Origin of the sequence: Thioclava dalianensis, from assembly GCF_000715505.1 — a bacterium.
Taxonomy (GTDB): Bacteria; Pseudomonadota; Alphaproteobacteria; order Rhodobacterales; family Rhodobacteraceae; genus Thioclava; species Thioclava dalianensis.
Genome location: NZ_JHEH01000001.1, coordinates 199,540 through 213,984 on the forward strand (window position 1 = coordinate 199,540; position 14,445 = coordinate 213,984).

Here is a 14,445-nt window from a genome sequence, read left to right on the forward strand (position 1 = left end):
TTGGGGGCGGCGCATTTGCACCGCCCCCAAACCTTGCGCGTTATACGCCTGCATCAATCGGCTCGAACGCCTCTGAGCGCGCGCGTTTCCAGCGCTTGAGATAGCCCATATTGTCTTCCTCCTCACGCAGCAGGAAGCCCTCGGGCAGGTAGGGATAGACCTCGTCGCCGACTTTGAAATCGCGGTCGGTGACGCGCACCAGCAGGTGATGGGGCAGGAACTGGCCGGGATGGGTCAGACCGGCCGCCCCCGTCATCTCGGAAAGCGCCTTCATCGTGTTGCGGTGGAAATTCGACACACGCGTCGCCTTGTCGGGCACCACAAGCGCGCGCTGGCGGATCTTGTCTTGCGTGGTCACCCCGGTCGGGCAGCGGTTGGTGTGGCACGACTGTGCCTGAATGCAGCCGATCGCGAACATGAAGCCGCGCGCCGAGTTCGCCCAATCCGCCCCAATCGCCAGCGTCTTGGCGATGTGGAAGGCGGTGACCAGCTTGCCGCTCGCGCCGATCTTGATCCGGTCACGCAGCCCTGCGCCGCGCAGGGTGTTGTGCACAAAGCTCAACCCCTCGACCAGTGGGAAGCCCATATGGTTGGCAAATTCCAGAGGAGCTGCCCCGGTGCCGCCCTCCTTGCCATCCACGACGATGAAATCGGGGGTGATCCCGGTCTCGAGCATCGCCTTGACCATGCACATGAATTCGCGCCGATGCCCAAGGCACAGCTTGAACCCGATGGGCTTGCCGCCCGACAGCTCGCGCAGCTGGGCGATGAACTGCATCATCTCAATCGGCGTATCGAAGGCCGAATGCGAAGCCGGCGAGATGCAATCGACGCCCATCGGAATGTCGCGCGCCTCAGCGATCTCGGGGGTGATCTTGGCGGCAGGCAGCATCCCGCCATGGCCGGGTTTGGCGCCTTGGCTGATCTTGATCTCGATCATCTTGACCTGCGGATCGGTCGCGCGCTTGGCAAATTTCTCGGGGTTGAAGGTGCCATCATGATTGCGGCAGCCGAAATAGCCCGAGCCCAACTCATAGATCAGGTCGCCACCCTCGCGGTGATAGCGCGAAATCCCGCCCTCGCCGGTGTCATGGGCAAAGCCGCCCGCTTTCGCGCCGCGATTGAGCGCCATGATCGCATTGCCCGACAGCGCGCCAAAGCTCATGGCCGAGATGTTGTAGATCGAGGCCTGATAGGGTTGCGTGCAGTCCGGCCCGCCGATCTCGACGCGGAAATCGCTGTTCTCGATATGGCGCGGCTTCACCGAATGGGTGATCCACTGATAGCCCGATTCCGAGACCCGCATCCTTGTGCCGAAGGGTTTGGCATCCTCGACATCCTTGGCGCGTTGATAGACGATCGTGCGGGTGGCCCGCGAGAACGGCACCTCGTCATCATCGCTCTCGATCAGATATTGCCGGATCTCGGGGCGAATCTCCTCAAAAAGAAAGCGCAGATGCGCGAGGATCGGATAGTTGCGCGTGATCGCGTGGCGCGATTGCATGATGTCATAGACACCGACAAGCGAGAGCAGCCCGAACAGGACCGCGCCAAGGGCGAACCAGTCGTTCCACACAAAACCTATAAGGCAGGCCAAAGTCAGAATGATGCAGATAGCAAGCGGCGAGAACCGGATGAATCGCGTGTACATGCCCCCTCCTCGGGAAATTTGGGCCAATACGACCACACAGGCGTGACGCGAGGTGGCGTTGAGTCTTCCTAGGGTTATCTCACTGCACAATAAAGCGCCACCTCCAGCGCGCCTTCCGGCGCGCGCGCGAGCGCACAAACGCGGGATGGCCCGCCCTTTAGCGGTGCAGGGTCGAGAGCGGCTGAAAGACCGGCCCGTCGGGCGTGGTCATGAACCGCGCGCGAATGTGGAAGACATCGGCCAGAAGCTGCTCGCTGAGCACCTGATCAGGCGGACCATCGGCCACCAGCCGCCCGCGATCCATCACCCAGATCCGGGTGCAATGGCGCGCGGCCAAGCCCAGATCATGCAGCGAGCACAGCACAGCGCCGCCCGCGCCTGCATGGGCGGCAAAGACCTCCATCGTGTCGATCTGCGCCGCCGGATCGAGGCCTGCAATCGGCTCATCGGCCAAGATCAGCGGGCTTTCCTGCGCCAGCGCCCTTGCGATCAGCACACGGGCCTGCTCACCGCCCGAGAGCCGGGTGGCCGGGCGCGCCCGCATCGCCTCCAGCCCCATCCGGTGCAAGGCCTCGTTCAGCGCCGCCCGCCCGGCTCCGGTCTGATCGCGGCCATGCGGCAGACGCCCGAGCCCCACCAGCTCTTCGACCGAGAGGCCCCAAGCGATTTCGCGCGCCTGTGGCAGCCAGGCCGCCGCCCGCGCCCGCGCCATCGGATCAAGCCGCGCCAGAGAGCTGTGCCCGCGATGCGCCAGCAGCCCCATCGCCGCGCGCATCAGTGAGGTCTTGCCCGCGCCGTTGGGACCGATCAGCCCGATCAGCTCGCCGGGGCTTACCTGCGCGCTCACCGCATCGACGACCGGGCATTCGCCGCGCAACACGCTCAGATCTTGCAGCTCCAGTTTCATGTCTCGCGCCCCAGTTTGCGGATCATCGACAAGAAGAACGGCGCCCCCACGATCGCGGTCAGCACGCCCAGCTTGAGATCGCGCTCGGGGGCAATCACGCGGGTGGCGATATCGGCGGCCAGCAGCATCACCGCACCACCAAGTGCGGAGGCCGGCAACAGGCGCGATGGGCTCGCGCCGACATGTTTGCGCAGCAGATGCGGCACCACGAGCCCCACAAAGCCCACAGCCCCCGCAACAGCCGTGGCCGCCCCCACCATCAGCGCGGTGCCGAACACGATCTGCAGGCGCAACCGGCTCAGCGAGATCCCCATCGAAGCCGCCGCATCTTCGCCCAGGCTCAGCGCATCGAGCCCCGGACCCGCGCGCAGCAAGATCACAGCGCCAAGGATCAGGAAGGGCGCGGCGAGCGCCACATGCGTCATCGAGCGGTCCGCCAGCGAGCCCATCATCCAGAACACGATTTCAGCGGCGGCATAGGGCGACGGCGCGAGGTTGAGCACCAGCGCCGTGGCCGCCCCCGCCAGCGCCGAAACCGCGATGCCCGCAAGGATCAGCACCAGCGCACGCGCCTCGCGTCCCGCCAGCGCCACGATCAGCACCACAGCCAGTGCCGCCCCCGCCAGAGCCGCCAGCGGCAGCGCCAGCGCGAAGGCCGCGTAAAGCCCGGTCTGGATCGCCAGCACCGCGCCCAAGGCTGCCCCCGCAGTGGTGCCGATCAGCCCGGGCTCGGCCAGCGGATTGCGCAAAAACCCCTGCATCGCGGCACCCGACAGTCCCAGCGCAGCCCCCACGCCCACACCCAGAAGCGCACGTGGCAGGCGCAGCTCGCGCATCACCAGACCCGGCGCGCCTTGCCCCGTGATCAACGCTCGCAGCCCCTCAATCGGGCCGATGCCCGAAGGGCCGATCAGCAGAGAGGCCAGAAACAGCCCGGCGCAGGCCAGCGTCAACCAGATGAGGAGCGCACGATAACTCATTGACCTAATTTCTCTTTTTTTGAATTTTACGCCCCAAGGCTGCAAGCTCGGAGACCGCCCCCAGCACCGCCGGATCGCCGCAGGACCAGCGCGCATCGCGCAGACCGCTCACACGCGGCAAGGCGCGCAGCACGGGGTGGTTGAGCACCGCTTGCGCGCGGCTCGTGCCCATGCCCTCCTGCGCGCCCGCGCCGATCAGCAGGTCGGGATGATCCATCACCAGATCTTCCAGCGGAATGCGGCCGCCATAGTCCAACCCCGGCCCACTCACGACATTGGCGATCCCCGCCATCGAAAGGATCTGCCCGTCCAGCGTATGCGGCCCGTAGCCATAGCCGCCCGGCCCGATCACCGCCGCGCGCAGCCCCGGCTTGGGGCGCTTGATCGCGGCCAATCGCGCGTCGAAGGCCTTGATCATCCGCGCCGCCCGGTCGGGATGGCCCAGCAGCGCGCCCGCTTGGGTGATGCGCGCGCGGATCTCGTCGGGCGAGGTGCCCACGGGCAGTTGCGCGACCCGGATCCCGAGATGACGCAGCATCCGCAGCGTGTCCGGGTTCGACCAGGTATCGGCCAGCACGAGATCGGGTTTGAGCAGAGAGAGCGCCTCCGCCCGCCCGTAATTGGCGGGATAGGCCTGTGCCTGCTTCCAGCGCACGGACATGGCGGGATCGGTTGCGAAATGGCTCAGCGAGACGATCTGGTCGGGATCTGCGAGCGCGAGCAGCAATTGATCTGTGCACAGGTTCATCGAGACGACACGGGCGGGGACTTTGGCCTCGGTCTCGGTCGACGTCACCGCCGGCCCGGATACATCCCCCCGTGCCGGGACCGCCCCCAAAAGGGAGACGGCCAGCGCGGCGGCGCAAAGCGCCGTGAGAGGATCAGAAGGTCGCACGCAACCCAACATAGGCCGCGCGATCCGAGGTGCCATAGCCGGGCCACAGTTCGTATTGCTGGTCAAACAGGTTCTCGACCCGCAGATAGACCTGCTTGCCCGCGCTCAGATCATAGGTGATCTGGGCATTGGCCACACCGTAATCCGGCAGGGTCTGACGGTCTGCAACAAAGCGCAGATCGCCGCCCACGGTGATCCGGTCGGTCAGCTGGGCGTCAAGCGCCGCCGTCAGCGTGTGCCGCCCGAACGAGGCATTCCAGGTCGAGCCCGCAGACAGCCCGGCAGGGTTCTTCGGATCGATATAGGTATAGCCCAGCTGGTAGTCGATCTTGGGCGTGAGCGCGCCTTTAAGGCCCAGCTCAAGCCCCTGCCGCGTGGCGGTGCCGGAGGTCTGGTAGTAGCTGGGGTAGCTGTAATCGATCAGATTATCGACATCGATGCGGAACAGCGTGGCCGTCAGCGTCTGCTCCCCGAATTTCTGCTCCAGCCCCAGATCGAAGCTGCGGGATTTCTCGGGGCGCAGGGTCGGATCGCCGTAAACTCCGTACAGCTCATAGCCCGAAGGGGCCCGGTAGCCATTGGCAATCGAGCTGCGCAGCAGCAGATCCGAGTTGACCTGCCACGTCACGCCAAGACGCCCCGTGGTCTGATCGCCATAAGAGGAAAGACTATCATGGCGCAACGAGCCCACGACGCTGACGCCGTTGCGAAGATCCAGCGCATATTCGCCAAAGACCCCGGTCGTGCGGGTCTGCGCTTGGCCGCCGCCATAGGTCGAGTCGCTTTCGTAATTCTCCAGCGTGCGATCTAGGCCCAAACTCGCCTTGCCCTGTCCCAACTGAAAATGGCTCACCCATTCCGCTTTGCGCCGGGTGCCGTCGTAATCATAGAAGGTCGCGCCAAAGCTGTCCGAGCCGGTATTAGACCGCTTGATCTTGAAATAGCTCAGCGAAAACTCGTTAGAGAGCGCTCCGATATCGAATTTCGCAAAGGCGCGTGCCCCACGCGTGCGAGCATGCGCAACCTCGTCGGGCGTGCCATCGACCGGATAGGAGCCGTTCGGCCCGAAGGCTGTCTCATCATATTCCCCGGTGTCGTTCTGCGCAAATCCCGCAAATCCGATCAGCAGGTTCGGCGCGACGCGCTTTTGACCAGTCATGCTGATGCGGTCGGCCTTATAGCCGTCGGCTTCCGTATTGCCATTGATCTCATCGGCGGCGGAGAAGCCGCTCGTGTAGATCTTGGAGATTTGCACGGCCAGCTCATCCTCGCCCTGTTTCCAGCCGAAATTATAGGCCGCATTGGCGGTGTGATAGCTGCCTGCCTCAAGCTGGACGCCCTGCGAGATACCGTCCTTGGTGGGGCGCGGCGTGTCGAGATTGATCACCCCGCCCACGGCCTGCCCGCCATAGACCGCCGATTGCGAGCCGCGCATGATCTCGACGCGCCCGTAATTGAACGTGCTGAACCGGCCCAGATCGGCCGCGACCTGCGTGCCTGACGGGTCCGAGACATCGATCCCGTCGACCAGAACCTTGACGTAGTTTTGCGACACGCCGCGGATCGTGAAGCCGGTCTGCGACCCCATCGGGCCGCGCGACAAGATCCCCACGCCGGGCGCTTGTGCGATCAGGGCGGCAAGCCCGGTATGGCCATGGGCCTCTAGATCGGCAGTGGAGAGCACCGTCACCGATTGGCCCGTGGTATCAGCGCTGCGCGGCTCAAGCGCACCGTGATAGATCACGATCTCATCGAGATTATAGGTGGGCGCCTCTTGGGCGAATGCCGGGGCCGACAATGCGGTGCCCAGCAGAAGAGTGGCGGTGAAACGGGGTGTCATAATCGTCCAAATCCTTCGCATCGCAGCGCGGACACTGCATCAACTTCGTCTTGCAAGTCTTTGGAAAACAAATATTCCCGCCGACGGTGATAGTGTCACCACTGACGGAAAACCGCCTCGCCCGCACGCCCCGCGCAGGCCGAAAGGATGAGCGCCTCGGCAGGTCTCCTGGCTCGCGGATCTCAGCTTTGGCTGGCCTTCCCAGGATCTCTCCCAGTGGCGAAAACAGCCATCACTCACCGCTTACAGTTGCGGGGGCAGCCCCGGAGTGAGCTTGCGCCGCACCGGGTTCCCTTTTCATCCGCCCGAGGGCGGAACCGAAGTGCGCCCGATGTGACGCAGACGCCGTTTCAAGTCAAGAAATATTCAGGTTTCGTGAACCAATGCCCGGTTCTTGCGCCGATCTCGCAGCGAGGCGACCAGCGCCGCGCCGATCATCCCCGCACCCAGCAGCCCGGTCACGGCCTCGGGCACATGGATCAGCGTCTGGGCAAACATCACCAGCGACAAGAGCAGGATCGACCAAAACGCGCCGTGCTCGAGATAGCGGAACTCCGTGAGCGTCTGGCGCTCCACCAGCATGATCGTCATCGAGCGCACATACATCGCCCCGACCCCCAGCCCAATCGCGATCAGAAACAGGTTCTGGGTGAGCGCAAAGGCCCCCACCACGCCATCGAAACTGAAGGAGGCATCGAGCACTTCGAGATAGAGAAACGCCCCCAGCCCGGCGCGCCCCGCCGCCTGCGCCACGCTGATCCGGTCAAACACATGGCCCAACCCCTCGACGCAAAGAAAGACCCCAAGCCCCGAGAGGGTCGCTACCAGAAAGGTGCGACGCTCAGCCTCGGGCACGATCAGCGCGAACGCGGCAATCACCAGACCGACAATCGGGATCTGGACAAAGCGCAGCCGCCCCAACCGGCGCAGCGCGGGTTCGATCCCACCGATCCAGTCGTCTTCCTTGCCCGCATCGATGAAGAACCGCAGCGCGACCATCATCAGAAACGCCCCGCCAAAGCCCGCTATCGAGAGATGCGCGCCCTCGATGATATGGGCATAACGCTGCGGATCGCGCGCGGCCAACTCCAGCGCCTCCCACGGGCCAAGGCCCGCCGCAATCACGACGATCAGCAAGGGAAACAGCACCCGCATCCCAAAGACCGCAATCAAAATGCCCCATGTGAGAAAGCGCCGCTGCCATTTCGGCGTCATCCGCTTGAGCGTGTTGGCATTGACGATGGCATTGTCGAAGCTGAGCGAGATTTCGAGCACCGCGAGAATGGTCGCGATCAGCAAAAAGCCAACCGCCCCCTCCCAGCTGCCCGCAAAGGACGCCCCCAGCGCGAAGGCGGCCACAAGCCCCAGCACAGTCACGCCAAAGGCCCAACGGAAATAGTGCATCGCGATTTTCATAGGGGCTCCCGGTCGCCTCACCGCGAGATAGGGCGTGCCCGGTCAACCTACAAGGCACATCCCAATATCGCAGCCGCAATCGCGCGCAATTCGGCCCTAGGCGCGGGCCGCCGTCTCGAACCGCTCCAGCGCCTCAAGCCAAAGCGCCTCGGCCCGACCCATCGCCTGATGCGCCTCGGCATGTTTTTTCGACCATTTCTCGGCCTCGGCGGCACGTCCCGGCTCATAGAGCGTGGGATCGGCGAGGATCCGGTCGAGCTTCGCGATCATCTCGGTCAGCTTCTCGACGCGCAGCTCTGCCTCGCGCAGCTCGCGCTTGAGGGTCTGGCGGTCGGCGCGCGCAGGCGGGGCCGCGGGCTCGGGCGCGGCGGGTGCGGGCGCCGTGCCCTTGGCCGCCTTCACACGCTTAGCCTTCTTGCCCGCTTTCTCGCTGGCAGGCGGCGCCAGCAACTCCGCCCGGTAGCTTTCCAGATCGCCCTCATAGGGTGCGACATTGCCCCCCTTGACCAGCCACAGCCGGTCGGCCACCAGCCCCAATAGGTGCATATCGTGGCTCACAAGGATCACCGCGCCGCTATATTCGGTCAGCGCGCTCACCAAAGCCTCGCGGCTTTCGATATCGAGGTGGTTGGTCGGCTCGTCGAGGATCAGCAGATGCGGCGCATCGAGCGTGGCCAGCAGCAGCGAGAGCCGCGCCTTCTGCCCGCCCGAGAGCTTGCCCACCGCCGTCTCGGCCTGCTCGGCCCGCAGTCCGAACCCCGCCAGCCGCGCGCGCAGCTTGGCCTGCCCCTCATTCGGACGCGCCGAGATCAGATGCTGCAAGGGCGTCTCGTCGAGGATCAGCTCATCGACCTGATGCTGCGCGAAATAGCCAATGCGCAGCTTGGAGGAGCGCGTGATCTTGCCCTCCATCGGTGCGAGCTTGTCGGCCAGCAGTTTCGAGAGCGTCGATTTGCCCTCACCATTGCGGCCCAACAGCGCGATCCGGTCGTCCTGATCGATGCGCAGATTGAGGTGATGGAGCACCGCCGGTCCGCCATATCCCACAGCCGTGCTCTCCATCGAGATGATCGGCGGTGAGAGCTGCTCGGGCTCGGGGAAGGTAAAGACCTGCTTGGCGGCCTCTTCGGGCGCGGTGATCGGCTCCATCTTCTCGAGCATCTTGACGCGGGCCTGCGCCTGCTTGGCCTTGGAGGCCTTGGCGCGGAAGCGATCCACGAAGCCCTGAAGATGGGCGCGGCGGGCATCTTGTTTTTTGGCCTGCGCGGCCTGCGCCTCGCGCCGCAGCGCGCGGGTGCGCGCAAACGTGTCGTAATTGCCCTGATAAAGCGTGAGCTGACGTTCCTCGAGATGCAGGATCGAGCCCACGGCGCGGTTGAGAAGCCCGCGGTCGTGACTGATCACGATCACCGTATGGGGATAGCGCGCCAGATAGCTCTCAAGCCAAAGCGCGCCTTCCAGATCGAGATAGTTCGTAGGCTCATCGAGCAGAAGCAGATCGGGTTGGGCGAACAGAACCCCCGCCAGCGCCACGCGCATCCGCCAGCCGCCCGAGAAATCCGAACAGGGCTGCGCCTGCGCCTCGGTATCAAAGCCCAGACCTTTGAGAATGGCACTCGCGCGCGCCTCCCCCGACCACGCATCGATATCGACGAGCCGGGTCTGAATATCGGCGATCCGATGCGGATCGGTCGCGGTCTCGGATTCGCTCAGCAGCCGGGCACGCTCTTCATCGGCGGCCAGCACCGTGTCGAGCAGCGATGTCGACGAGGACGGCACTTCCTGCGCCACGCCCCCCACCTTGGCCCGCGAGGGCAGCGACAGATCGCCGCCGTCGAGCGTCAACTCGCCCCGGATCAACCGGAAAAGCGTGGTCTTGCCCGCGCCGTTGGGCCCCACGAGGCCCACCTTGTGGCCCTCTGGGATCGAGGCCGAGGCGCCCTGAAACAGGGGCCGCCCTTCGACCGAATAGGAAATATCGGATATGCGCAACATGGCGCCTGACTTGACGCAGCCCCGCGCCCTAGTCAACGGCCCCTGCTTCCTCTTGACGATAAATATCCCCGCCGGAGGCTCCCGGAGGTGCAATATGCGCCTCTCACCCCGTCCTTGCGCGCGCCATCGCCACCTGTCCAAAAGCGCAGATCGCCGCTCGACGCGCGCGTGAGGGCTTTTCAACCCCGCCCCTGCGTGATAGCAGGCGCGTGATATTTTCGGCCCGGCCCCCGGGCTGTGCACCATGAAGGAAAGGGTCTCAAATGGCCACCGAACGCACGCTGAGCATCATCAAACCCGACGCCACCCGTCGCAACCTCACCGGCAAGATCAATGCCAAATTCGAGGAAGCCGGTCTGCGCATCGTCGCGCAAAAGCGCATCAAGCTGTCCATGGAACAGGCTGGCACCTTCTATGCAGTCCACAAAGAGCGCCCCTTCTATGGCGAGCTGTGTGAATTCATGGCCTCCGAGCCGGTCGTTGTTCAGGTGCTTGAGGGCGAAAGCGCGATTGCGAAAAACCGCGAAGTGATGGGCGCGACCAACCCGGCAGACGCCGCTGACGGCACGATCCGCAAAGAGTTCGCCCTCTCGGTTGGCGAGAACTCGGTGCACGGCTCCGATGCGCCCGAGACGGCTGCCGAAGAAATCGCTTTCTTCTTCTCGGGTCTCGAGCTGGTCGGCTGATCTAGCGCCGCGCGATCAGACCTATCTCATCAAGGGCCGCTTCCAGCCGGGAGCGGCCCTTTTTGTCAGCCGATCCCTCTGGCGGGCGCGCGGTGGCGCAAAGCGCATCGAAACTCTTGCGCAATGTGGCTTTCTCCGCCCCGCGGCAATCGTTCCACGGGCGGCCCTGCAGCGCCATGTGCAGCGCGTAATATCCGATGAAATGAGGCGGGTTTCCGGCTGCGATCCATGCGCCATAAGCGGCATGCGCGCCCATCTCGCGCAGCTGATCGGCATGGGTGATGCCTGCACGAGCAAAGCCCTCTGCGCTGGCCGGGCCAATTCCGGGAATGCTGGTGATATCGCTCATCTGCTCTGGCATCCCGGCTGCGTCACTCTCGCGCTCAGGATGACAATCGCCAAAGGGTTTCGCAAGTCATCCCTGCCCGGGCTGCCTGCGCCTTGTGACGCTTAGCTGTGGCGAGCGCCCCCGAAGGGGCGCGCCATATTTTTTATCTCAGCCGGGATCTGCAAGGATCAGATCGATGCCCAGTCGTTGAAGACCGTGCCACCTTGCTGGGCGGGGGTCGATGCGCCGCCTTGTTGCTGAGAGGGGCGCGGGGTGGCGCCTTGCTGTTGTGAGCCCGATTGGCTGCCCGATTGCTGTTGCATGTCTTTGCCTCATACTGAAACGCTGCGCGCGGTTTGTCCGCGTTCGATCGCCATGTAAAGTTAGCGTTTGACAGGCGTAAGTGCGGATCAAGGAAAACTGATAATGGATCTCACGCGCGTGATCGCGCCCCGCTAATCTGTGGCGGGCGCGCCACAGAGTTTGGCACCACCCCGCCAATAAAACGCTCAAATCGCGGCGCAGCGGTGTCAGGCGCAAGATGGCCCCGATCCGCGCTTTGAAACGAATCAGCTCAACCGCGCGCGCCGCAGGCCGATGTCATCCGGGGCGCGCAAAGTTGGAGTATCTGCGCGAGCGGCACATTGTCTTGGGTGAGCGATGCCAGCGTGTAGCCATCCAGAACACGATAAAACGCGTTGAGCGCCTCACGCAGCGCGTCGCGAAACAGGCAGGCCTCGATGAGCGGGCAGGTGTTAGTCTCAGGACTGAAGCATTCCGTGACGGGAAGGCCGCGCTCAAACGCACGCATCACATCCCCCACACTGATCTCTTCAGGCGAACGGGCGAGTTTCAACCCGCCTGCCCGGCCTCGAATGGTATGAATAAAGCCATGCGTGGAGAGTAAATTGATCACCTGCGCCAAATGATTCTCGGAGGCGTTGCAGCTTTGCGCGATCTCGAACTTGCGCACCAAGCGCCCCGAATTCACGGCACAAACCATCAAAACGCGCATCGCGAGGTTGGTCCGAGTTGTCAGGCGCATAATATCACTCCATATAAAATGCGATCACATAATTGTGACTTATGTCGCATGTAAAGATGGGCGTGAGATGTCGATTTGATCTGGGTCAAGGTTCGGCGCGAAAAGCACAGTTGGGCGCGCGGCGCCCGCCTTGAGGCTGGCGCGCCATTCCACCGCTTGACCTTGCCCTGCGCAGCCTCCAGATTTCGCGCGCACCACGGGGACACCCGACGTGACGCGCAAGCCGTGCGACGCAACTTCCCTTGCACGCCCCGCTCTGATGCCACAACTACACGCACTACCCCGTTCTCAGGCCCGGAGGAGATATGAAAGTGGTTCTTATCGTTGCGGCAGTTCTTATATGCGTGATCGGCGCTGCGGATGCCTATATCCGGCTCGCCCCGATCAACCCGGACCGCTACGCAGTGGACGGGCTTGCCAAACCTGCCGGGAACTATCCCGAGACGGGCGGTTTTCAGGCCGCGCGCACGCTTGATGACCCGCAGGCTGAGATGGAAGCACTCGACGGCATCATCGCAGGCACGGCGCGCACGACCCGGGTGCGTGGTAGCGCCAAAGACGGCTATGCCGCCTATGTCACGCGCTCTGCTCTTTGGGGCTTTCCCGATGTCACCACGGTCTGGGTCGATGGCGACAGCCTGCAAATCCGGGGACATCTCGTCTTTGGAAAAAGCGATCTCGGGGTCAACAAGGCCCGCATTGAGGGCTGGCTCGATGAGGCGGGATTGTAAGCGAGATTTAATTCCCGATTGTTTCACTCAGACATTGACGTGTTTGTGATCTCCCGTTACCTCTGGCCCGTCCTCAACCGATGGAGCCTCTTTGATGACCAAGACCCTCCCCCTCGCGTTCTGTGCGCTGATTGCAACGCCCGCTTTGGCCGATGTGAATGTCTATTCGCACCGCCAGCCCGAGTTGATCGCGCCGCTCTTTGATGCCTTCACCGAGCAGACGGGTATCCGCGTCAACACCGCCTATGTCGACAAGGGCATGGTCGAGCGGTTGCGCGCCGAGGGCGACCGCAGCCCGGCCGATCTGGTGATGACCGTCGATATCGCGCGGATCGAAGAGGTGGTCGCAGCCGGCGTCACCCAAGCCGTGGACGACCCGACCCTGAACGCGGCGATCCCGGTCACTTATCGCGACCCGGCGGGGCACTGGTTCGCGCTGACCTCGCGCGCGCGGATCGTCTATGCCTCGAAAGAGCGTGTGGGCGCGGATGAGGTCACAAGCTACGAGGATCTGGCCGATCCGAAATGGAAGGGCCGGATCTGCACCCGCCCCTTCACCTCGGATTACAATGTCGCGCTGACCGCCGCTTATCTCGCCCATCACGGTGCCGAGGCAACGACCAGCTGGCTTGAGGGGATCAAGGACAATCTCGCGCGCCGCCCCGAAGGCAATGACCGCAGTCAGGTCAAGGCGATCTGGGCGGGCGAATGCGATATCTCGCTGGGCAACACCTATTACATGGGTCAGATGCTCGCCGATCCCGATCAGCAGGCTTGGGCCAATTCCGTGCGCATCGCCTTCCCGGTCTTTGAGAACGGCGGCACGCATATGAATATCTCAGGCGTGGCGATGACCAAGGCGGCCCCGAACCGCGAAGAGGCGTTGCAACTGCTCGATTTCCTCGTGTCCGACAAGGCACAGGAGATCTATGCCGAGACCAATCACGAATTCCCGGTCAAGCCCGGCGTGCCGCGCTCGGAACTGGTGCAAAGCTGGGGCGAGTTCACCCCCGACACGCTCTCGCTGGACGAGATCGCAGCGCTGCGCCCGCAAGCGCTCAAGCTGATCGATCAGGTCGATCTCGACGGCTAAGCCGCGCAAGAACGCGCGGCGCTACTGTGCCGCGATCGCATACTCGCAATCGGCGCCAATCCGGACCCCCGGCATCGCGCCGATTGCCTTCATATCCTGGCGGTAGCGACGACGCAGCTTGGCCGCATCCAGCGCATCGAAGGCCGCAATCGGTGCACCTTGCGGCTGGCTGTTATGAAAAGCCTGAAGACGGCGCAATTGCTGCGCCTCAATCGTCACATTGGCGCGAAACAGGCGCTGAATCATCGCAATCGCGCTCTCTGACAGCTCGCCTGCATCGGGGCCGACCTGCAGACGCGGCGCGAGAGACGCGCCGGGCACGAGCGCTGCAAGCCCTTCCTCCACCGTCACCGGCGCAGGCAGCACGACAATCTCGCGCGGCTGCAAGGCGCGTTGCAGATCGCCAATCACCTCGACCCAGCCGCGTGCGCGCTCGACCAGACGTTTGGTGGCACCCTCAAAAGGCTTGAGCGGTTGGCGCGCGGCGATCTGGCGCCACATCTTGGGATAATAGGTCTCATAGGGCACGGTCTGGATCACCAGTCGCGAGACCGGCGCGCCGAGCCTGCGGGCAAAGAGCTGCGCGCGGCCCTCGGCCTTGGCAAAGAAGTGAAACAGCCCACAATTGGCCGTCCCGATCAGCGTGGCATCCAGATGCACATGGCCTGCCGGATGCGGCCCCAGCACAGGCAACCCATACCCCGCCGCCTGAAGCTGCGCGTGACCGGCCGCGAGCGTGCGCGCCATCTGCGGCCCCAACCGGCCCGCGGCGGGAGAGGCGATGAAAAGGTGATGCTGACGGGCCATGATCCGCCCTCCATTCTGAAGGTTTCCCCCAGAGATTATTCAGAGATTAAGGCGAAATCGGGCCGGATTCA

At 63.9% G+C, this 14,445-nt stretch carries 14 protein-coding genes and 1 riboswitch; of the genes, 3 read left to right on the forward strand and 11 right to left on the reverse strand.

What is annotated here, in order from left to right:
* Positions 1–40 precede the first annotated feature (40 nt).
* The 7 genes from DL1_RS01025 to DL1_RS01055 form a co-directional block, all read right to left on the reverse strand.
* Positions 41–1,651 (reverse strand): FMN-binding glutamate synthase family protein, encoded by a 1,611-nt coding sequence (locus DL1_RS01025; protein ID WP_038061110.1) that lies wholly within the window; start codon positions 1,649–1,651, stop codon positions 41–43.
* A gap of 157 nt (positions 1,652–1,808) precedes the next feature.
* Positions 1,809–2,558: an ABC transporter ATP-binding protein gene (locus DL1_RS01030; RefSeq protein ID WP_038061113.1), complete on the reverse strand. Its 750-nt coding sequence runs from the start codon at positions 2,556–2,558 to the stop codon at positions 1,809–1,811.
* The gene (locus tag DL1_RS01035; RefSeq protein ID WP_038061116.1) at positions 2,555–3,538 is read right to left on the reverse strand and encodes a FecCD family ABC transporter permease; all 984 of its coding nucleotides are present in this window, start codon (positions 3,536–3,538) and stop codon (positions 2,555–2,557) included. Before DL1_RS01035 ends, DL1_RS01030 begins: the two co-directional genes overlap by 4 nt.
* Positions 3,539–3,542: 4 nt before the next feature.
* Positions 3,543–4,334, reverse strand: a complete 792-nt coding sequence (locus DL1_RS01040; protein WP_162178724.1) for an ABC transporter substrate-binding protein — start codon at positions 4,332–4,334, stop codon at positions 3,543–3,545.
* Between the two features lie 85 nt (positions 4,335–4,419).
* Positions 4,420–6,273 (reverse strand): TonB-dependent receptor plug domain-containing protein, encoded by a 1,854-nt coding sequence (locus tag DL1_RS01045; RefSeq protein ID WP_051693224.1) that lies wholly within the window; start codon positions 6,271–6,273, stop codon positions 4,420–4,422.
* Positions 6,274–6,414: 141 nt separating this feature from the next.
* A riboswitch (cobalamin riboswitch) is annotated at positions 6,415–6,610 on the reverse strand.
* 29 nt (positions 6,611–6,639) lie between these two features.
* A complete protein-coding gene (locus DL1_RS01050; protein ID WP_038061131.1) occupies positions 6,640–7,689 on the reverse strand; it encodes a DUF475 domain-containing protein in 1,050 nt (349 codons plus the stop codon).
* A gap of 96 nt (positions 7,690–7,785) precedes the next feature.
* Complete coding sequence (locus tag DL1_RS01055) at positions 7,786–9,684, reverse strand: ABC-F family ATP-binding cassette domain-containing protein (protein ID WP_038061133.1); 1,899 nt, start codon at positions 9,682–9,684, stop codon at positions 7,786–7,788.
* A gap of 263 nt (positions 9,685–9,947) precedes the next feature.
* Between DL1_RS01055 and ndk the strand changes: the two genes are divergently transcribed.
* Positions 9,948–10,370 carry a nucleoside-diphosphate kinase gene (gene ndk / locus DL1_RS01060; protein ID WP_038061136.1) on the forward strand — a complete coding sequence of 141 codons (423 nt, stop codon included), beginning with the start codon at positions 9,948–9,950 and terminating at the stop codon, positions 10,368–10,370.
* 1 nt (position 10,371) lies between these two features.
* Here ndk and DL1_RS01065 read toward each other — a convergent pair whose 3' ends face one another.
* The 3 genes from DL1_RS01065 to DL1_RS01070 all read right to left on the reverse strand — a co-directional run bounded on the left by DL1_RS01065 (position 10,372) and on the right by DL1_RS01070 (position 11,743).
* Entirely contained in the window at positions 10,372–10,719 is a 348-nt protein-coding gene (locus DL1_RS01065; RefSeq protein WP_038061520.1) for a TfoX/Sxy family DNA transformation protein, read from the reverse strand.
* A 167-nt stretch (positions 10,720–10,886) separates the two neighbouring features.
* Positions 10,887–11,021 carry a hypothetical protein gene (locus DL1_RS22210; RefSeq protein ID WP_281244631.1) on the reverse strand — a complete coding sequence of 45 codons (135 nt, stop codon included), beginning with the start codon at positions 11,019–11,021 and terminating at the stop codon, positions 10,887–10,889.
* 251 nt (positions 11,022–11,272) lie between these two features.
* Positions 11,273–11,743, reverse strand: coding sequence for an RrF2 family transcriptional regulator (locus DL1_RS01070; protein WP_038061138.1), 471 nt, complete (start codon positions 11,741–11,743; stop codon positions 11,273–11,275).
* Positions 11,744–12,048: 305 nt separating this feature from the next.
* Between DL1_RS01070 and DL1_RS01075 the strand changes: the two genes are divergently transcribed.
* The gene (locus DL1_RS01075) at positions 12,049–12,474 is read left to right on the forward strand and encodes a DUF1499 domain-containing protein (protein WP_038061140.1); all 426 of its coding nucleotides are present in this window, start codon (positions 12,049–12,051) and stop codon (positions 12,472–12,474) included.
* Positions 12,475–12,568: 94 nt separating this feature from the next.
* Positions 12,569–13,567: a Fe(3+) ABC transporter substrate-binding protein gene (locus tag DL1_RS01080; RefSeq protein WP_038061142.1), complete on the forward strand. Its 999-nt coding sequence runs from the start codon at positions 12,569–12,571 to the stop codon at positions 13,565–13,567.
* A gap of 21 nt (positions 13,568–13,588) precedes the next feature.
* Here DL1_RS01080 and DL1_RS01085 read toward each other — a convergent pair whose 3' ends face one another.
* Positions 13,589–14,374, reverse strand: a complete 786-nt coding sequence (locus DL1_RS01085) for a hypothetical protein (RefSeq protein WP_038061146.1) — start codon at positions 14,372–14,374, stop codon at positions 13,589–13,591.
* Positions 14,375–14,445: the final 71 nt, after the last annotated feature.